At 33.3% G+C, this 18,327-nt stretch carries 23 protein-coding genes; 8 read left to right on the top strand and 15 right to left on the bottom strand.

All coding sequences use genetic code 11. The features are described from left to right. Positions 1-59 precede the first annotated feature (59 nt). The 6 genes from CLOPA_RS16710 to CLOPA_RS16735 form a co-directional block, all read right to left on the bottom strand. A complete protein-coding gene (locus CLOPA_RS16710; protein ID WP_015616610.1) occupies positions 60-902 on the bottom strand; it encodes an ATP-binding cassette domain-containing protein in 843 nt (280 codons plus the stop codon). A 154-nt stretch (positions 903-1,056) separates the two neighbouring features. Beyond that, the gene (locus tag CLOPA_RS16715; RefSeq protein ID WP_015616611.1) at positions 1,057-1,908 is read right to left on the bottom strand and encodes an alpha-D-ribose 1-methylphosphonate 5-phosphate C-P-lyase PhnJ; all 852 of its coding nucleotides are present in this window, start codon (positions 1,906-1,908) and stop codon (positions 1,057-1,059) included. Further along, positions 1,905-3,017, bottom strand: coding sequence for a carbon-phosphorus lyase complex subunit PhnI (locus CLOPA_RS16720; RefSeq protein WP_015616612.1), 1,113 nt, complete (start codon positions 3,015-3,017; stop codon positions 1,905-1,907). Before CLOPA_RS16720 ends, CLOPA_RS16715 begins: the two co-directional genes overlap by 4 nt. Before the next feature lies 1 nt (position 3,018). Further along, positions 3,019-3,612: a phosphonate C-P lyase system protein PhnH gene (gene phnH / locus CLOPA_RS16725; RefSeq protein WP_015616613.1), complete on the bottom strand. Its 594-nt coding sequence runs from the start codon at positions 3,610-3,612 to the stop codon at positions 3,019-3,021. A gap of 72 nt (positions 3,613-3,684) precedes the next feature. Further along, positions 3,685-4,107, bottom strand: coding sequence for a phosphonate C-P lyase system protein PhnG (gene phnG, locus CLOPA_RS16730; protein ID WP_015616614.1), 423 nt, complete (start codon positions 4,105-4,107; stop codon positions 3,685-3,687). 240 nt (positions 4,108-4,347) lie between these two features. Continuing rightward, a complete protein-coding gene (locus CLOPA_RS16735; protein WP_015616615.1) occupies positions 4,348-5,055 on the bottom strand; it encodes a GntR family transcriptional regulator in 708 nt (235 codons plus the stop codon). 297 nt (positions 5,056-5,352) lie between these two features. On the opposite strand from CLOPA_RS16735, the gene CLOPA_RS16740 reads away from it, so the two are divergent. After that, entirely contained in the window at positions 5,353-5,688 is a 336-nt protein-coding gene (locus CLOPA_RS16740; RefSeq protein ID WP_015616616.1) for a cupin domain-containing protein, read from the top strand. Positions 5,689-5,787: 99 nt separating this feature from the next. Here the strand turns inward: CLOPA_RS16740 and CLOPA_RS26525 are convergent, their stop codons facing one another. Continuing rightward, entirely contained in the window at positions 5,788-5,916 is a 129-nt protein-coding gene (locus tag CLOPA_RS26525; RefSeq protein ID WP_278245997.1) for a hypothetical protein, read from the bottom strand. Between the two features lie 174 nt (positions 5,917-6,090). On the opposite strand from CLOPA_RS26525, the gene CLOPA_RS16745 reads away from it, so the two are divergent. Beyond that, positions 6,091-6,402: a 5-fold beta-flower protein gene (locus CLOPA_RS16745; RefSeq protein ID WP_015616617.1), complete on the top strand. Its 312-nt coding sequence runs from the start codon at positions 6,091-6,093 to the stop codon at positions 6,400-6,402. 286 nt (positions 6,403-6,688) lie between these two features. Here the strand turns inward: CLOPA_RS16745 and CLOPA_RS16750 are convergent, their stop codons facing one another. Continuing rightward, the gene (locus CLOPA_RS16750) at positions 6,689-6,880 is read right to left on the bottom strand and encodes a hypothetical protein (RefSeq protein WP_041710943.1); all 192 of its coding nucleotides are present in this window, start codon (positions 6,878-6,880) and stop codon (positions 6,689-6,691) included. Positions 6,881-7,690: 810 nt separating this feature from the next. Between CLOPA_RS16750 and CLOPA_RS26225 the strand changes: the two genes are divergently transcribed. The 3 genes from CLOPA_RS26225 (at position 7,691) to CLOPA_RS16760 (ending at position 9,960) form a co-directional block, all read left to right on the top strand. Further along, positions 7,691-7,954: a hypothetical protein gene (locus CLOPA_RS26225; protein ID WP_242834213.1), complete on the top strand. Its 264-nt coding sequence runs from the start codon at positions 7,691-7,693 to the stop codon at positions 7,952-7,954. 32 nt (positions 7,955-7,986) lie between these two features. After that, the gene (locus CLOPA_RS16755; RefSeq protein ID WP_242834214.1) at positions 7,987-8,589 is read left to right on the top strand and encodes a hypothetical protein; all 603 of its coding nucleotides are present in this window, start codon (positions 7,987-7,989) and stop codon (positions 8,587-8,589) included. Positions 8,590-8,739: 150 nt separating this feature from the next. Beyond that, the gene (locus tag CLOPA_RS16760) at positions 8,740-9,960 is read left to right on the top strand and encodes an IS256 family transposase (RefSeq protein WP_015614553.1); all 1,221 of its coding nucleotides are present in this window, start codon (positions 8,740-8,742) and stop codon (positions 9,958-9,960) included. A 198-nt stretch (positions 9,961-10,158) separates the two neighbouring features. Here the strand turns inward: CLOPA_RS16760 and CLOPA_RS16765 are convergent, their stop codons facing one another. Continuing rightward, positions 10,159-10,350, bottom strand: coding sequence for a hypothetical protein (locus CLOPA_RS16765; RefSeq protein WP_015616618.1), 192 nt, complete (start codon positions 10,348-10,350; stop codon positions 10,159-10,161). Between the two features lie 12 nt (positions 10,351-10,362). Next, complete coding sequence (locus CLOPA_RS16770) at positions 10,363-10,629, bottom strand: hypothetical protein (protein WP_015616619.1); 267 nt, start codon at positions 10,627-10,629, stop codon at positions 10,363-10,365. Between the two features lie 357 nt (positions 10,630-10,986). Between CLOPA_RS16770 and CLOPA_RS26230 the strand changes: the two genes are divergently transcribed. Together CLOPA_RS26230 and CLOPA_RS16785 are read left to right on the top strand one after the other, a co-directional pair. Continuing rightward, positions 10,987-11,658 (top strand): helix-turn-helix domain-containing protein, encoded by a 672-nt coding sequence (locus CLOPA_RS26230; protein ID WP_015616620.1) that lies wholly within the window; start codon positions 10,987-10,989, stop codon positions 11,656-11,658. A 36-nt stretch (positions 11,659-11,694) separates the two neighbouring features. Further along, complete coding sequence (locus tag CLOPA_RS16785; RefSeq protein ID WP_015616621.1) at positions 11,695-12,132, top strand: ImmA/IrrE family metallo-endopeptidase; 438 nt, start codon at positions 11,695-11,697, stop codon at positions 12,130-12,132. A 711-nt stretch (positions 12,133-12,843) separates the two neighbouring features. On the opposite strand, the gene CLOPA_RS16790 is transcribed toward CLOPA_RS16785, so the two are convergent. Then, positions 12,844-13,494, bottom strand: a complete 651-nt coding sequence (locus CLOPA_RS16790) for a flavodoxin (protein ID WP_242834215.1) — start codon at positions 13,492-13,494, stop codon at positions 12,844-12,846. Between the two features lie 39 nt (positions 13,495-13,533). Next, entirely contained in the window at positions 13,534-14,703 is a 1,170-nt protein-coding gene (locus CLOPA_RS16795) for an iron-containing alcohol dehydrogenase (RefSeq protein ID WP_015616623.1), read from the bottom strand. 122 nt (positions 14,704-14,825) lie between these two features. On the opposite strand from CLOPA_RS16795, the gene CLOPA_RS16800 reads away from it, so the two are divergent. Next, the gene (locus CLOPA_RS16800) at positions 14,826-15,284 is read left to right on the top strand and encodes a MerR family transcriptional regulator (RefSeq protein WP_015616624.1); all 459 of its coding nucleotides are present in this window, start codon (positions 14,826-14,828) and stop codon (positions 15,282-15,284) included. A 111-nt stretch (positions 15,285-15,395) separates the two neighbouring features. On the opposite strand, the gene CLOPA_RS16805 is transcribed toward CLOPA_RS16800, so the two are convergent. From CLOPA_RS16805 to CLOPA_RS16815, 3 genes are all read right to left on the bottom strand, one after another. Next, complete coding sequence (locus tag CLOPA_RS16805) at positions 15,396-16,028, bottom strand: flavodoxin family protein (RefSeq protein ID WP_015616625.1); 633 nt, start codon at positions 16,026-16,028, stop codon at positions 15,396-15,398. A gap of 510 nt (positions 16,029-16,538) precedes the next feature. Beyond that, complete coding sequence (locus CLOPA_RS16810) at positions 16,539-16,877, bottom strand: MerR family transcriptional regulator (RefSeq protein WP_015616627.1); 339 nt, start codon at positions 16,875-16,877, stop codon at positions 16,539-16,541. Positions 16,878-17,113: 236 nt separating this feature from the next. Beyond that, positions 17,114-18,304, bottom strand: coding sequence for an MFS transporter (locus CLOPA_RS16815; RefSeq protein ID WP_041711566.1), 1,191 nt, complete (start codon positions 18,302-18,304; stop codon positions 17,114-17,116). Between the last annotated feature and the right edge of the window lie 23 nt (positions 18,305-18,327).

Genomic DNA, 18,327 nt, shown 5'->3' on the forward strand with positions numbered 1-18,327 from the left:
CTAATATCAATAATTATTTTGTATTTGTTTCACTTCCATTTAGTTCAATAAAATAATTACTATAGAAGTGAATATACCAATTGCTGTGTGTATGCAGACTGTGGATCTTCAAGTATCTGATCTGTTAGACCTCTCTCAATGATTTTTCCATTGAGCATAACAATTGTTCTATCTGCCAGCATTCTTATAACACCTAAATCATGGGATACTACAATCATACTTATTCCAAGTTCTCTTTGAATTTCTTTAATTAAATCAAGTACATTTGCCTGTACAGATAAATCTAAGCCTGTAGTAACTTCATCCAGCAATAAAATTGGCGGATTATTTGATAGGGCTTTAGCAATTTGTACCCTTTGCTGCATCCCCCCAGAAAAGTTTTTAGGAGCTTCCTTCATTCTAAAAAGTGGAATATTAACCTTTTCCAAAAGTTTTTTACCTCTTTCCTCCATGTCTCCTACATTTCTGTGACCAGCTGAAATTAATTTTTCAGCAATATTACCTATAGATGAGAAATTCATTCTCAGTCCTTGTATTGGACTCTGATAAACTTTTCCCAACACATTATTCTTTATAAATCTTTTTTGCTGGGAGGATTCCAAAAATATATTAGCTTTCCCTTCTTTATAATTACCTATATATGCCTCTCCAGAAGTAACTTCTTTATCAAAGTATAAGCACTCCATCATAGTAGACTTGCCACTGCCACTTTCTCCCACAACTCCAAGTATCTCTCCCTGGTATAAATCAAAGGAAATATCCTGGCATGCATATACAGTACCGCACTCCGGGCAAAAATTCTTTTCCAGCGTATCCCTTAATCCACTGCATTTTTCACAGCCGCTGCCAAATTGTTTGTTTAAATTTTTAATCCTTAGTATTGGATCTTCCATAAACATCATTTCAAATCACCACCATAATCATTAATATCCATTAATTTTCTCATTACAAATATCCATTTGTAATATTGAAACACTCCATCATTGTGCTATACTAGTTTGTACTCTGGCGCCTCTTACGAACTATCCATAGTTTGATTGGCTATAGTAAAATAACCTACTTTGATATATTCTCTCTGCTATTCATTCTCTCGATACAATAGCTTGTATCGTTACACTGATAATATTTTTCACTAGTTTTTTCATCTATGAATTCATCAAGGTATACATTAGAAGCGCCACATATTTTACAACTCTTACCTTCAAAATTTTCTGGTTTAAAGGCATAATCCTCAAAATGTAAGGATGTTATTTCTGTATAAGGTGGAATAGCATATATTTTTTTCTCTCTACCTGCCCCTAAAAGAATTAAAGCCTCAGAATAATTCATTTTTTTATTATCAAAACGTGGAATAGGGCTTGGTGACATCACATATCTCCCATTGGCAAATACAGGATGATCAGCGCCTGTTGACATATCTCCATATTTCATAATTTGTTCAAAAAGCATTAGCCAGACACCACTATACTCATTTTCAGCATGAAGTCTTTTTGTTTTATATTCACTTGGTTCAACGGCCCTAAGTGGTTCTGGAATTGGAACCTGCAAAACTAGTATTTGACTACTTTCAAGCTTTACTTCTGGAATTCTATGTCTTGATTGAATTATAGTAGCTTCTTCTGTTTTTTCTGTAATTTTTACACCAGTAGTATTTTGTATAAGTTTTTTTATGTTTACTGCATTTACAGATTCATCCGCTCCCTGATCTATAACCTTTAATATATCTTTTTTTCCAATTAAGGATAGTGTTAATTGAAGTCCTCCTGTACCCCAGCCTCTTGCAATGGGCATTTCTCTTGATGCAAAAGGTACCTGATATCCAGGAATTGCAACAGCCTTTAAAGAAGCTCTCCTGATTTCCTTCTTAGAGCTTTCATCAAAGAAAGCAAAATTATAATTTATCTTCATTCAATTACACCTTTTCCTTTCCTGGTCTTACGAACACTATCTAATTTTGATTGAAAGGTTACATAGTGAGGTAATTTTAAATGAGACATAAAACCTGAAGATTCAACACTATCTATATGCATCAGCACAAATTCTTCATTATGAGTAGGGTATTTTTCATCTTTAGTTTCCAGACATTGATCAAGTATAGCCATAGCCATGGCCTTTGTTTCATTTTGTCCATAACAGATACCGTAGCCTATTCCAAACTCAAGACTTTGTTCACCCTTTTTTCCCTCTACAGTTTTAGGTATAAACATCTCCACCTCTGTAACTTCAATATCTCCAATATAGAAATCTTCTTCTTCCTTACAGGAATTTCCAAGGAGATCACTAATATACAGAGGTAGAGTACCTACTCTCAATTCTCCTACAGTAGGATGAAGGGATCCATAACCTCTTAAGGCTGCATAGCCTAATGATACAACAGCCCCCGTCTGACCCCTTGTTAAAATCTGTAATCTTTCACTTCTCTCCGTTGGAAATTCTATACTCTTTTTAGTTATGTCAATTGGGTTTTTATCATCCTTTTCATAAGTTCTAATAAGTCCCTCTTCTCTCAAAAAATCCATCACCTTAGGCATTTTTCTAAGTACATCTTCACTTTCTTGTTGTGCTGCATCACCCTGAAAGTTCTTTAACCAGCTCAAGGCCTCCTCTTTAGATTCATCTGCAAGTTCAAAATCCATAAGTCTGTGAGTATAATCATAGGCTGCTCCCAGAATTTGCCCTCCCGGTACATCTTTAAAGCTAGCTGAAATTCTTCTTTCCACTGACATATGGATGGATTCAACTGTTCTTGTATAATGTTTTCTCGGCAAAGTAGATCTATAAGCTCTTAATAAAAATACTGCTTCCTCAGAATTACCCTCCGACTGTTTAATTGCAAGTGCTGCCAATTCTTCAGAATACAAACTGCTCTCTGACATTATTTGATCAATAAGACCTCTCATGCCTGACTGTATTTCATTAACCTTTAAAATCTCGCCGCCTTTTAATCTTTTATATTTTAACCTCTTAATAGATTCCTCTATAGCCTTAGTTCCACCCTTTACCGCAACATAACCCACATTAATTCACCTTCCTTAAAACCTTTGTGGCCCTTGGTAAACATGTTAAATTTGAATTCACATCTGTAAAAACTATATCTATTCCCATGGGAAATTCTATATTCTTTTTACGTAATTTTTCTAACCAGATATTATCCAGTTCTACATCTATATAATTTTCATTCTTTACGCCAGGTCCCTTTAATGAAAACTTTTTTTCATTGTTTATCTTATTGGTCTCAATAACCACAGTGGCTGATTTATGAGGATTTATTAGATCTCCCTCTTTAGCATAGGTTAATGCTTCCTCCAGCATAATTTTTTCTGAATCCTTTAACACAAATATAAAATCAGCTTTTTCCACACTTTCAGCCTTCGCGTATGTTAATTGCTGCACAAGCTTTGCAATTTCCGCTTCATATTTGGAAACAATCTTAAAACTCACCTCTGAATCCAATAAAATAAACATCAAAACTAATGTAGAATTTAAAATTTTTATATCAATATGGATTTTGCTGCTTTCCTCTTCTATGCTCTCAATAACTCCAGGTCTTGACATACAATTTAATAATTTTCTATAAGCTGCCTGTACATCATGAACCATATCAATTTTCATGTCTATTCCTCCCTTGTATAAGTTTGGCATCTTTCACTTGCTATTTGTCATATTCAAATACCTTATCTCAAATTACACTTTCATACTTTCAAAATTGACTTTGGTTTTTAAAATTTTGCTATCATTTAAAGCCTCTTCAGTTTTTATCCTTTTTTCTTCTTCAACTAAGATTTTTTCCCAGCTACCTGTTTCTTTTAATTCTAAATTGTAAGCAGCATCAATAACTGCAAGCCAATAGGCAAATTCAGGTTTGTTTCCCCTTACAATTCCTATTCCAAAAGCTTCATTAATTTGTACCTTTGCTTCAGTAACCAACACTTCTCCAAGATAAAATAATGAATTCTTAGAGCTTTCTCGCATTTTTATCATTACAAGAGCACTATCTGGCTCCTCTATGGTTTTTATTTCATAATTTTTCTCTATTTCTTTAAACATATTTTTTGCTATTTCACTAGATCCCTTAATTAAAATTTCAGTTCGCCTTCTTCTTCTCATTTCTAAAACCCTCCTTAGACAATTTTTATTATATCTTGTTACCAAGTTCTAAATTGTAAATCCCTTGTTAAGGCATGTTAAATAATAATATTGTCATTTAACATTGTTAATGATACGTATATATTTTCATAATAAGCTACCAAAATATAATTTTAAATTAAAGAAGGTGCTGTTTCGCAATACACATATATTCATTGCGAAACAGCACCTTTTTCTATCTTGTTATTTATTTTCAGATACCTAAATTATATATTTAAAGTAATCACATCTGTATATTATTTTTGTATATTCCAATATTTTTGCTGTTTCAGCATCAGCAGAATTAGTTTCTAACACTAATAAAGGAACTAAACTAGAGCATTCTAATATATTACGTTCTTCTTCCCCTGGAAAGGAAACACTTAAAATACTTTTCTTAGACATAAATTCCCTGTATCCATTACTTCTATAGTATTCAAACATGGAAGATATACTATCACCTGATTTTTCTATATCAGGTAAAGTAGCCGATGATACATAGGAAATATGTAATGCCATTGGTATATCACTTATAATTCTCAATCTTCCTATTTTATATACTTTATCACTGTGAGTTACACCCAATTCTTTAAAAATCTTTTCATTATATTCAATTCTTTTAAAAAATATATTCTTTGAAAAGAAATCATAGCCTTTTTTAATCATTTTTTCACTAAAGCTTTCATCACCAGATAAAACCAAATCAATAGGTTTATGTCTATCTCTTAAGAAGCTACCTTTCCCCTGCTTTGAATAAATATAGCCCATTTCTTCCAATCTTTCATAAGCTTTTCTTACTACTATCCTTGGAACCCCATAGGTATCTGCCAAAGCATTTTCTGAAGGTAATTTATTATCACTACTATATTCACCATTATTAATATTGGATATTAACTCATCAATAATTTTGATTTCAATATTGTCCTTCATAGACCTCTGCTCCTTTATTGATAATGTAGTATGTAATTATGGTATATTAATTTCTTTAATTTAGTGTTTTATTTAGGTAAAATTAAATTAACAATTTAGCAAAACAAATTATGATAACTATTTGTTAACATCACCACGTTTTTTTCCAATGTAGTTAGCTTGCTTAGATAAAAGAGAATTTATTAGATTGTGAATAATATAATTCTTCTGTTTATCAAAGTTGGTAACATATGATACATATTTTTATTAATAAAAGACTTATACTATGGTTAAAGAATATTAAAGAGGTGAAATACAATAAATAATTTAATAAAAAATATAGAATTTTCAAATATACTCAATTTAAAGGATTTAGTGTCATATCAGGAGGGCCAGGTTATAAGCAGAACTCTTGCACAGACACCTGCTGTAAATATCACTTTATTTTCATTGGACAAAAATGAAGGAATTAGTTCACATGTGACTCCAGGAGATGCCATGGTTCAAATATTGGACGGTACAGCTGAAATTACAATAGGAGATAATACTTTTACTGTCAAAGAAGGCGAAACTATAATAATGCCTTCCAACATTCCACATGCACTCCAAGCTTGTGAAAAATTTAAAATGCTTTTAACAGTGATAAAGAATTAATTATTTTATAAATGCGCTGTATCAAATTAAATATTAATTTGATACAGCCACTTTACAAAAATTTATTTTTCCTTAACATATCTACGTTTAGTATTTTCATTATTGCTCACACTTCCATACTTTTTTGTCCATTTCCTTTATAAAATTTTCATGGTTCCATGCTCCCCAATCATCACCATATTCTTTATGTTTTGATGTTCCCAGCTTTTTGGCCTCATAAAAAGTCATATACTGCTTTTCTTTTATAATGGAAGTATCATATATTAAATTAGCTATTGGTACAGGCTTTTCATCTTCTTGTATTATTATTAGTTCATTAGTACATAACTTTGCTATTTCATAGAAAGCGATAATTTTTATACTTTCTATATAACAATAAAATGATAAAAAGGTGATGAAATTATGGAAAAAGTATATGATTCCAGAGATAGACTTTATGGTTATGTTGATGGAAATGTAATTTATGATGAATGTTATCATATCATGGGCTATACTGACGGTTCTGTGCTTTACGATGAATATTATAACCCTATGGCATATGTATCTGATAGATTTGTTTATACAATGGATGGCACTCCTGTTGGATATTATAATGGCTACAATTTATACGATATGAATGGTAATTATATAGGATATGGAAATCAAGGATTGCTTGGTACTATTCTTCTTTTATTAATCTTTAGACGTTTATTTAGACGCAGACGTATATTCTAAAGAAACAGTAAAACCTAAAGCTAGTTTTTGTACTAGCCCTAGGCTTTATCATGTATTAAGAATTCTATTATAGACAACATTATTGTGTCCTATTATTTCTGTACTATACTAGCTCCACTAAAATTCTTTAAACTGTTAACATTTCTTTCATCTTCCTTACCTCCAATATTTTTATAAATAAAAAAAGGACTATAGTTTCCTATAATCCTTTTTAGCCTAACATCTTAGCCCCTGTTACGGGTTCAACTACTCCATCAGGCGTTAATCCATGAGATGCTTGCCAATTCTACACTTTTATCTTTGTTTCATTTCCAAAGATCCCATCTATTGAAGCACCTACTATCCATTGTATGAATCTTGTAGCGTATTTGTGATGGATTTCTTTTACACCGTCTAAAGGTTTTGAATAAATCTCTGTTAATGCTGCTATTGTCTTAGGTCCCCATACTGCATCTTGTACTAATCCCATTTGATACATTGAGTCCTCCAACAATATTTTTCTAACAACATATACTGTGCAGACGATTTATATTTGTTTAATCGAACTACTGCTTAAATATTTACAAATTTACTTTATTTTAATAATGTTAGTATAGTCTATTTCAACTTGGTAATAATATTCACTGAATAAGTAAATATTATTACTTTATTTAAAAATAAAAGAGAGATAAAATCTAAAAACTTATTTCTCTTTTATAATTAAAATTTAAGTTTTAATGTACCTAAAATTCTTAATAGTTGATACACAATATATTTCTTTGTAAAAATATACTTGTATACATTGCTTTACCTGGCTTTGTCATACATATCCTATCTATTGTATATTAATCTACACTAAAAAAGCGCCCTTTTATAGCACATTAGCTACTACAATGGACACATATTCTCATGTTACTAAAAAGATGAAAAAATACGGTAAATATATTAGAAAATATTATTGCCACCCAAAAATAACTTACGATGGCGTATTGGTGGCAAATAACATTTTTCTTATTATTATATTATTTTAAACTAGTTTATTTCCTATATAATTTCACCACACACTCCACATGTCAATAGACAAGCTATTGATAGAAATACTCATATTTAATTTATCAAGACCCCTAGGATTACTGTTGCCCTAGCTAGCTATAATATTATATTAAAATAATATTAAATCTATTTTTATTATTTGACCGAATAAATATTTATGATTTTCATAACTTACTCTAAAGTGCGTACTACCTTAAATAGTTGTGTCGTAGTAAACTTATAGTAATAAGATCATGAATAAAAAGCAGAGATGAAAATGAAATATACTGGACCAGTTTATCGTCCACCATTTGAAGCAAACTCATTATTACTACAAGTTACTGTAGGATGTAGCCATAATAAATGTAACTTCTGTACCATGTATAACAATGTTCCTTTTCAAATAGAAACTATGGAACAAATTGTAAAAGATTTATTAGAAGCTAGAAAAGTTTATCCTAAAGTAAATCGTATATTCTTAGTAAATGCTGATCCATTTGCTTTAAGTGCAGATAAACTTAAATTAATTGCAAAAAAATAAATGAAATTTTACCTGAAGTTGAGACTATAGCTATGTATGCCTCAGTTAAAAACATAATAAATAAAACAGATAATGAGCTTAAAGAATTAAGAGCTTTAAAGATTAATGACCTTAATATTGGCTTAGAATCTGGTATGCCTGAGGTAGTTGAACACTTTAATAAGGGTTTTACTGTTAATGAGGCGAAAGCACAGTTAAAGCGTTTAACAAATGCCGGTATAGACTTTAGTGTAAATATTATAATCGGAGGAGCTGGTAGTGAAAAAACACATGAAAATGCAATTGCAAATAGTAAATTACTAAATGAAATTAATCCAAAGCTCATCTTTATTGCTACTTTACATGTTGATCCTGGCAGCCCACTTGATGAAGAATTAAATAAAGGGCTTTTTAAAGAAAATACCTTACGTCAAAATATTGAAGAGGAAATTGAGATGCTAAGTGGACTTAACTTAGATAATACGTATTTCTTCGGTCTTCATACATCTAATGTAATATCAGTTCATGGTATGTTACCAGAAAAGAAAGATGAAATGATTGCAACACTAAAAGATGGTTTAAACTCTATAAGAGTAGAATATTTGGACGCTCACCTAAAAAAAGGTGCAGAAGGTACTATTTCAATACTTAGATAAGATTAAAAGGTAGGGTAGATTAAATTATCTACCCTACCTGCTTATTATAAAGTGAATGCATTCGTGAAGTTCTGAGAGAGTGTAAAATAATCTGTGTAAACTCCATAAAGATGATATAATTATTCTTATTAAATGGAGGGTGCACAGATTATGTCTTTTTCAAGAAAGGAACTTATTAAACAACTTATTAAGGAAACAAAGCCTACAAGTGCAAAAGATGTTCAAGAAACATTGAAAGATCTATTCGCCGATACGCTTAAAGAAATGTTAGAAGCGGAGCTTGATGACCATCTGGGATATTCTAAATATGACTACAAAAATAAAAATACATCTAATAGTAGAAATGGACGAAGCTCTAAAAAGGTAATTTCAGATCTTGGAGAATTTCAACTTGATGTACCAAGAGATAGAAACAGTAGTTTTGAACCGGAGGTTGTTAAGAAAAATCAAACAGATATATCTGGAATTGAAGATCAAGTTATTGGTATGTATGCAAAAGGAATGACTACCAGAGATATTGCTACTCACTTAGAAAACATATATGGTTTTGAGGCTTCGCCTACACTAATATCTGGTATAACAGATAAAATTACTCCTATAGCTAAAGAATGGCAAAATAGACCATTAGAAGCCGTTTATCCTATAATCTTTATGGATGCCATACATTATAAAGTTAAACAGGATAATAGAGTCATAAACAAGGCTGCTTACGCAGTTATTGGAGTAAACTTAGATGGTATTAAAGAAGTTTTGGGAATTTGGATTGGAGCTAATGAAACATCAAAATACTGGCTCTTAGTATTAAATGAACTTAAAAATAGAGGGGTTAATGATATACTTATAGCTTGTGTTGATGGTCTTAATGGATTTAAAGAAGCTATTAAAGCGATTTATCCTCGTACTGAGATTCAGAGATGCATAATACATCAAATTAGAAACTCTTCTAAATATGTATCTTATAAAGATTTAAAAGCATTCAATGCAGATTTAAAACTAGTATATACATCTGCAACAGAAGATGCAGCCTTAGCGGAGCTAGCTAAATTTGAAGAAAAATGGGGAGATAAATATCTTATTGCTATCCGCTCATGGAAAGCTAATTGGGAAGAACTTTCTACATTCTTCAAATACCCGCCAGAGATACGAAAAATAATATATACTACCAATGCAATGGAAAGCTATAATAGACAATTAAGAAAAGTAACCAAGAGTAAAAGCGTATTTCCTTCAGATGATGCTTTACTTAAAATGCTTTATCTAGCAACAATGGATATAAGCAAAAAGTGGACCCAATCTATACGTGGATGGGCTCAAATACTAGCTCAATTATCTATATATTTTAGTGATAGGCTTGAAACTGTAATTTTTTAAATTTACCTATAATCTTCTAGTCATAGCTATAATGCTTTACTGTAAAAATATATAATAAATATAAAAAACTAGGTTTTTATATTTCTAATACCAAACCTAGTTTCTCATAAAAACATCTAATTTAAAATTTCTTATGGCAGTTTACACAAAATTATTGACAGACTCAGTTCTGAACCACTTGCATTTGCTTTATCGCATCTAAACTGGAGAGTTTCCTACATTATTAAAAACTTGTCCGTAAGGAGTACAATCTAAAGCGCTATGTCCAAGTCCTCTAAGCTTTGGTATTATTAATCCTACCACATCTTTTGTTAAAACATCCTCCTGTCTTATTCCTGCAGCTCTTGTGTCTGGAGTACAGTTATGTCCTGGATCAAAAGATAATATCATTGTTCATTCCTCCTATTTTCCTAATAATTTTATGGCACCTACGATAGCACCAAGTATTTTAATAGAAAGATCTGCCAGCTTTATGAGTTCAATGATAATAGACTGACAAGCCTCTATATTTGCATCATTTTGTAGTTCAGGTAGAGCTTTTATTTCTTTTACTGATTGTTTTATATCTGTAATATCCTCTTTTATCATTTTTACATAGACTCTAGTTTCTGCCATTCCTGTTTCTAGGTCTCTTATTCGCTGCTCCTGAATGCATTTATGTTCATCCATTAAATCACTTCCTTAAATTTATATTGCTCAAAATATATAATTAGTGATATTATTAATATAGCAAAACTCGTCTTGGATATATTTACCAAGGTAAGTTAATAAATATATCCTCTAACATAATCCCCCTTTTTTCTTAACGTTTATTTCGATATTTTTAGTATAAACAATATAATTTCCTTCTGCAAAGTTTTAAATAACGCATATATCGTTTTTAATTTTATGTATTGCCATAATCTATCGTATTTCCTCTATTTTCCTCATATATATTGACATATTATCGTATTTAACGTTATAATATACTTATGACGTACTATATTTATAGATAAATTACGTTAAAATATTTTTGGAGTGATAAAAATGGTACTTTCTAAAGAGGAACTTGGAAAATTAGTAAAAGAATCACGTAAAATTAAATCTGATAAGATAATGAAAAGATATACTCAAGTAATGCTTGCTGATGATATAGATAAATCTCAAGGTTATATTGGTGATATAGAATCTGGAAGGACATATCCAACATTTAGAGTACTAAGCAAAATTGCTGAAGCATGCGAGGTACCTTTTAGTTTCTTTGGTAGTACAGAAGCCGATGCTCTAAAAAGAATTATAATGAGTGCTTATCCTGATATGTCTAATGAAAAAGTGCAAAAATTTTTAAACTATGTCCTTTCTGAGCTTAGTGACAATGAAAATTCTCCTTTTATAGATATTGACCAGGATCTTACTTTGGATATATTGAAAACCATGTATACTGAATTTAAGGATAAAGAAAAATTTAATGAGTATCTATTACATAAAAAAGACTATCCTCAGACCCATGTAGCCGAAGATACTAATGATTATATACCAGTTAGCCGTTCCGAGATTTTAGATGCTAAATCTGCTATGAATTTAATACTGTCCCAACCTGGTCTGATGCTAAATGGTGAACTATTATCAGACCAAAGTAAAATAGCTCTGGCAAACGCTATTAAACTAGGGCTACAATATGCAGAACAAATGCAGAAAAAGGAGAAGAATAATAAATAGTTCCTTTGAACTCTATGGCTTGGAGGTTAGGTATTAATGATAAAAGATATTGTCCAAGGTGTTATTGATTTATATATGACTAGAGATCCCTTTGAATTATGTAATTGCTTAGATATTGAAAGCATGCTTAATGATTTGGGAGATGAAATAAAGGGCTTCTTTCAAAGAACTCCTGACGGTTATGAAATAATTCATATAAACACAAGATTATCTGAAGAAGAAAGAAGATATATTTGTGCTCATGAGTTAGGCCATGCTATTCTCCATACAAATATGTCTATAGGCTTTTTTATTGAAAACAAACTTCAAATTAGAAATAAATACGAAATTGAAGCAGATAGATTTGCAGCTGAGCTATTAATAGAGGACAACCTTGATTCTAAAGAGTTTTCCCAGTTAAATGTTGAACAAATTAGCAGGTGTTTATGTGTACCTGAAAAACTTATTATATATAAATTTAATTTGGATATATAAATAAAAATGGAACCGTCGCATTAGCATAAAAAAATATGCTAACGCGGCAGTATTTGTTATCCCCCTAAAGCAAAATTCCCTCAAACCAGTAGTCTGAGGGAACATAAAACACACTTTATTAAATTACTATAATCCTTAAAAGCCTTTGATATCAGGCTATTTCTTTACTATCATCATAACTGTCTCCACATGTGTTGTGATAGAAAGATGATACTAATACGCGTTAAAATAGGTTTTGCGTAAAAATGAAAGAATATATTTTTCTATTCCTTGGCACAGATATTCCATATGCATATACTTTAAAACTCAATTTATAACAGAAAGTTGCTGAAAGTGTGCTACAAAAAAGAATAGATGAATTAGGCGGTTTAGAATTTTATCATTCTCATATGGAATATATCGGTAAATAATGGCAATTATATATCTCTAAAAAACAAAAAATAATCTCATTATGATATACTTCTCAGTACACCATAATGAGATTTTCTTATCTACAGTTATGCTTATAATATTCTTTCATTTCTAACAAGCTCTAAACTATTTATTATATTCCCCATTACTAACTAGACATGATGGTGTTGATGTAGTCATTTTCTTTAATCATACTGTACCAATAAAATTGTCACTTTCATACTTTTCCCTAATAAGGAAAATACTATTTCTGTCCATATTTTTTTCTACATAGACATTTTCTTAATCTGGTTATTCAGTTTATTTAATAATACCTATTTTTTTCAACCACGGTTCAATGTCATTAAGATTGTTTGCTGTTAATCCTTCCAATATATTTGCCTTAGCACCAAAAGTGTTGATTGCTCCCATGCTTTCTTTGATATCACTCGAAGAACTGGTGCAGAAAGGAACAATTGTCTTTCCTGATAAATTGTAAGATTCAAGGAATGTATCTATTGCCATTGGTGCCGTATGCCACCAGATTGGATAACCAACAAAAATCACATCATAATCATCCATATTTTCTACCTTCGTCGCTAACTTTGGTCTGGCGTTCTCGTCCTTTTCCTTTTTAGTAGCATCTGCTAATTTTTGATAATCTTCGGGGTATGGTGTCGCAGTTTTAATTTCAAAAATATCACCTTTAGTAAGTTCCTGAATTCTTTCTGCTGCTTTTTTCGTAGTTCCTGTTTGAGAAAAATATGCAATCAGAATCTTTTTTGATCCTTCATTAGTCTTTGCTGAAGCAGAACCATTTGAATTTGACTTATCTCCAGTACTTGAATTACTAGTACCAGACTCAGTTACATTTGTAGAAGTATTTTTGTTCTGCCCAGTAGCAGAGGATTTATTACTATTGTTTGTGCACGCTACGGTGGAAAGTACCAGCATGAAAGATAGTAAAATCAATATAATTTTTTTCATAACTAATTTTCTCCTTATTACTTATTATTTATAAGATTTTTTATAAATAGAAATGCAATCTTTACGAGTCAACTGTACACGATCACAAGCAAACAAGCCTCCCATCGGTCCCATGGCATTGTCTGCCATCTTAGAGAATTCATCTGGAGTAATTCCATAATCACTCATCTTTAAATCTGCCACACCACAATCTTCCAATAGTTTATTTAGAACTTTAATAAAATCCATTGGCTCACTAGCTTCTTCCATACCCATTGCCTTCGCCATACCTATAAAACGTTCGTCACAAACATGCTTTTCAATGATATTTGTAAAATATGCACGGCATAGCATAATCAGTCCTGCTCCATGTGGAAGATCTTGATGATAAGCTGATAATGCATGTTCAAGTGAATGCTGGCTGGATGTTGTTCCAACACACATAACAGTTCCGGATAAAATATTTCCAAATGCTACATGTTCTCTAGCTTCTATATCATTACCATCTTTGACAGCACGAGCAAGAAAACGTCCTACATTTTCTATAGCAGTGATTGCATACATGTCGCTCATCAGATTTGCAAATTTTGATACATATCCTTCTAGGCTATGACTTAATGCATCAAATCCCTGATATGCAGTAAAGTTCTTTGGCACACTTGTCATCAATTCAGGATCTTCGATACACAACACTGGAAAAATTAGTGGTGTCTTTAATCCCAATTTTTCATTTGTTTCAGGTTTCGTTACCACACATCCAGCATCTGCTTCAGAACCTGTTCCTGCAGTTGTACTTATAGCTACTATAGGCAATGGCTTATTAGTAATAGGCTGACCTTTACCTGTTCCACTACCGATATAATCCCACAAATCGCCATCATTTGTCGCCATAACTGCCATCGCTTTAGCAGAATCAATGCAACTTCCACCGCCTAGAGCCACTATAAGATCACAACCATTTTCTTTTGCAAAAGCAGCACCTTCCATTACTGTAGCCTTCAATGGATTAGGCTGAACCTTATCAAATACGACAGATTCAACACCCGCACTCTTCAATTCCTCTTCTGTACGGCTCAGATAACCATTTGCTCTTGTGGACTTTCCATTAGTAATGACAATCATTGCTCTTTTTCCTGGTAAAACCTGTTCATGAAGCTGATTTAGCATTCCTGCTCCGAATAAAATTTTTGTAGGTACATACATATTAAAACTCATAACGTTCCTCCTTAATTCATCATGAAAATTTACACATACTCTCACATGTGATATAATCATCTTAAACTTGATAGTACACTCTAAGTCAAGAGCTTTTTATAAATTATTTCAGGAGGAAACTTATGTATTATACAATCAGTGAAATATCAAAAAAGGTTAATATTTCCCCATATACTCTCCGCTTTTATGCCAAAGAAGGACTGTTTCCGTTTGTTGACCGTAGCGAAAACGGCATCCGAATGTTTAAAGATGAAGATTTTGAGTGGCTGTTCATGATAGACTGTTTGAAAAAAACCGGCATGTCACTTAAAGATATAAAGACTTTTGTTGAATGGGCAATGCAAGGCGATGAAACAATTGATCAGCGATTAAATATGTTTCAAGAGCAGCGAAAGGCAGTAGAGGCTCAAATAGCCCAATTACAGGACACCCTTGATGTACTAAAATACAAATGCTGGTATTATGAAACAGCAAAGGCTGCCGGTACAACTGCTGTGCCAAGGGCAATGCAGGAAGACCATATCCCTGACAATGTCCGATATGTCAGAAAAAAATCTCAAAAAATACACAAGCTGGGATAAAATAAAAACAACCTTATCATCAGATACTATGTCTTCTGATGGTGAGGCTGTTTATTAGTATCTCATTAAACTTTATACACTATTTCAATTTTTTCTCATAACTTTATATATTTATCTTATAAAATTGGTAAATACACCAGTTTCTCGCTCTGGCATTTTCACACCATTCTTAAGACCAACTTCCTTACATTTTAAGAAAAACGCCATGTTTCTTCCCAGAGTTCTCATAGTCTGAAGTCCTTCCAAATCCTGTTTTACTTGCTCTGGAGTTGCGCCATGAACCATATTCCAATACTGTGAAGAAACAATCGGCATCTGCATTAATCCGAAATACTTATTCAATTGATCATAAGTTGCAGTTGTTCCGGCTCTTCTTGCTGATATGACACATGCTGCAGGTTTTAAATAGAATGACTGTCTGCCACCGTTATGATCTGCATAAAATGCTCGATCTAAAAATGATGTTATGGCACCACCTGCTGATGCCCAGTGTACTGGTGATCCAAAAATAAATCCGTCATAGTCTGCTGCTATATCAAGAAATTCATTTACCCTATCATCAAATACGCATTTTTTCTTAGTAACACATACCTTGCAGGCTATACATCCATTCAATGCCTTATTACCAATCCAAAATATCTCTGTATCAATGCCTTCCTTCTGTAATGTTTCTGAAACTTCTGTTAATGCAGTATAAGTGCATCCTTTCTCATGTGGGCTTCCATTTACTAATAATACCTTCATTTTTATCAATTCCTTTCTTATGTTAAATAGTTTATTACGAATTAGTAATCTTTACTTATTCCTTCAATTCTGCTTCCGACATTCCCATGCATCCGAGTCCTATTGCAGATACTTCTAAACCACTGTTACCTAATTTACGTCTTTTCATTAAATTAACTCCCTTTCTTAAATATTTGTTTATAAAATATGCCTAGACTTAAAGTTGAAAATCATTTAACTATTTATCCGATGACTACCATCCGTAATACTCCCATCTTCTATCAAAGTGGGAGTTAACGGATGCCACGTCCCTGGATAACGATTTCTAAGTTTCAGCTGGAGAAAAAAACTCAACCTGAAACAAAGAACTCTGTTTATGTCTGAATCAACCATACCACCTAGAGTTAACTCTCTGTCAATTACTTTTTAATATTTATTTTTGGGCCTTTTTAGTATAGTCTGACCCCATCCGTTGCTGATTTTAAATCAGTATACTATTTTGTTATACCAAATTGTTATATTCATCATCCGTTACAGGTTACAAATTTTTTTATCCAGACGTTCCAATGTCTGCTGCATTTCTTTAATTTTTTCAGCAAGCTGACTACGTTGTTCTATCAAAAGTTCTTTTCTAGCCTTGATTGTAGAATTTCCTTGTTGAAACATAGTTACGTACCCTACTAATACTTCAATAGAAAGTCCTGCATTACGCATACATTTTATAAAATGAACCCAATTACAGTCTTCCTCCGTGTAATCTCTAATCCCACTGGCATTTCGATTCACTGGTGGAATCAAACCAATTCGCTCATAATACCTCAGCGTATCTGCTGTTATATCATATTTTTGACTTACTTCTGCAATCAACATAGAAAAGTACCTCCCTACCGAATAAAATTTGTGAATGTAGTTTTTTCTCTTTCTTAAGGTCATTCAGAATTACGTAACCATACTTGCACATCTTTTCCCAATTTGTTGACACTGATTACAACCAAAACAGTCAGAAGCTTTCCAAAGTCTTGAGTTGAAATTCAAATGGGCAGGCACCACTCCAAACTGCTTATGGCTATTATACAGAGAAAAGTATTTTTGTATTAGTATCTTCTTTAGGCAGCCATATTGTGGAACTTCATTGCTACGTGCTTGAGGAAGGAGCTGGCAATTCCGGAGGAAACGGCCGCGACGATGGTAGCGAACGCGATGGAGGCTGCAGCGATCCAAGTGATCGCCATTATCGACAAGGCTCCTACGGTGATTCCTCCGATGCCGGCGCCTGCAGCAAAGCCGAGCTGTACAAAGGAACTGTTCAGACTAAGCATGATACCAGAGGATTCCGGAGCAAGCGAGACTAAGTTAAAGTTCTGGGTCGGCCCGAACGTCCATACAGCTATCATCCATAGAATGAGCAACGTGATGGTGACAATTACCGATCTATGGACTAAAGACAACAGCACCAAGGCGAGGACTTGGATAGCCATGCCTCCGACGAGCGTGCGGACAGTGCCAATCCGATCCGCCAAGAAACCGCCAAGCTTGGAGCCGATCAAGCTCGCAATGCCCAAGGCTAGGAGAATGACGCTCATTTCCTGTCCAATTCCTGGCATGAGGTCGGCCAGGAAAGGAGTGATATACGTATTGATTACCGAATAACCGATAAACATGAAGAATGTCACGCCGAGTGTGATAGCGATCTTCGGCTTCTTCAAGAATGCGAGTCGCTTATTGAGAGAGACTGGTGCTTCACCTTCCATGTCAGGAATCGTCCGTACGATAATGAAGATTGCCAGAAGGCTTAAGATGCCTACGCCCCAAAAGATAGACTTCCAACCATACGCCGTAGCGACAATACGGCCAATAGGAACACCAAAGACGAGTGAGGCGCTATAGCCCATTGTGATGTTGGACATTGCTCCGACCTCACGTCCGGCAGGAGCCAACTTAGCAGCTATGCCATAGGCGGTGACGACGAATAAGCCCGTTGCGACTCCGAGTACGACGCGAGAGACCATCAAGAAGCCAAAGCCTGGAAGGGCGAGTGTCGAAACGATGCCGAGTAATAGGATGGCGAGAGACAATAGCAGTTGCTTGGGCTTTTTCATCCTCGCTATCGCTACTATCACAATAGGCGTGCCGATTGCATTGGCAAGCGAGAATGCGGTAATAAGCTGTCCTGCCATCGCTATAGACACACCGACGGAAGCAGCGACTTTATCCAGAGTGCCCTCGATGACTAATTGTGTCGTGCCAATCAAGAAGCTGATAAGGGCCAGCATGTAAATTTTCCAAGTATTATTCATTGTATTATTCGCTGTGTTGCTCA

The organism is Clostridium pasteurianum BC1, from assembly GCF_000389635.1.
Lineage (GTDB): Bacteria > Bacillota > Clostridia > Clostridiales > Clostridiaceae > Clostridium_I > Clostridium_I pasteurianum_A.

Bases quoted from the DNA above. Each gene is read 5' to 3' on its own strand.
- CLOPA_RS16800 (WP_015616624.1), top strand. From the start codon at position 14,826: ATGTATTATACAATCAGTGAAATATCAAAAAAGGTTAATATTTCCCCA.
- CLOPA_RS16815 (WP_041711566.1), bottom strand. From the start codon at position 18,304: ATGAATAATACTTGGAAAATTTACATGCTGGCCCTTATCAGCTTCTTG.
- CLOPA_RS26230 (WP_015616620.1), top strand. From the start codon at position 10,987: ATGGTACTTTCTAAAGAGGAACTTGGAAAATTAGTAAAAGAATCACGT.
- CLOPA_RS16760 (WP_015614553.1), top strand. From the start codon at position 8,740: ATGTCTTTTTCAAGAAAGGAACTTATTAAACAACTTATTAAGGAAACA.
- CLOPA_RS16745 (WP_015616617.1), top strand. From the start codon at position 6,091: ATGGAAAAAGTATATGATTCCAGAGATAGACTTTATGGTTATGTTGAT.
- phnG (WP_015616614.1), bottom strand. From the start codon at position 4,107: ATGAGAAGAAGAAGGCGAACTGAAATTTTAATTAAGGGATCTAGTGAA.
- CLOPA_RS16710 (WP_015616610.1), bottom strand. From the start codon at position 902: ATGATGTTTATGGAAGATCCAATACTAAGGATTAAAAATTTAAACAAA.
- CLOPA_RS26225 (WP_242834213.1), top strand. From the start codon at position 7,691: ATGAAATATACTGGACCAGTTTATCGTCCACCATTTGAAGCAAACTCA.
- CLOPA_RS16755 (WP_242834214.1), top strand. From the start codon at position 7,987: ATGTATGCCTCAGTTAAAAACATAATAAATAAAACAGATAATGAGCTT.
- CLOPA_RS16770 (WP_015616619.1), bottom strand. From the start codon at position 10,629: ATGGATGAACATAAATGCATTCAGGAGCAGCGAATAAGAGACCTAGAA.
- CLOPA_RS16735 (WP_015616615.1), bottom strand. From the start codon at position 5,055: ATGAAGGACAATATTGAAATCAAAATTATTGATGAGTTAATATCCAAT.
- CLOPA_RS26525 (WP_278245997.1), bottom strand. From the start codon at position 5,916: ATGACTTTTTATGAGGCCAAAAAGCTGGGAACATCAAAACATAAAGAA.
- CLOPA_RS16805 (WP_015616625.1), bottom strand. From the start codon at position 16,028: ATGAAGGTATTATTAGTAAATGGAAGCCCACATGAGAAAGGATGCACT.
- CLOPA_RS16715 (WP_015616611.1), bottom strand. From the start codon at position 1,908: ATGAAGATAAATTATAATTTTGCTTTCTTTGATGAAAGCTCTAAGAAG.
- CLOPA_RS16765 (WP_015616618.1), bottom strand. From the start codon at position 10,350: ATGATATTATCTTTTGATCCAGGACATAACTGTACTCCAGACACAAGA.
- phnH (WP_015616613.1), bottom strand. From the start codon at position 3,612: ATGAAAATTGATATGGTTCATGATGTACAGGCAGCTTATAGAAAATTA.
- CLOPA_RS16810 (WP_015616627.1), bottom strand. From the start codon at position 16,877: ATGTTGATTGCAGAAGTAAGTCAAAAATATGATATAACAGCAGATACG.
- CLOPA_RS16795 (WP_015616623.1), bottom strand. From the start codon at position 14,703: ATGAGTTTTAATATGTATGTACCTACAAAAATTTTATTCGGAGCAGGA.
- CLOPA_RS16750 (WP_041710943.1), bottom strand. From the start codon at position 6,880: ATGTATCAAATGGGATTAGTACAAGATGCAGTATGGGGACCTAAGACA.
- CLOPA_RS16785 (WP_015616621.1), top strand. From the start codon at position 11,695: ATGATAAAAGATATTGTCCAAGGTGTTATTGATTTATATATGACTAGA.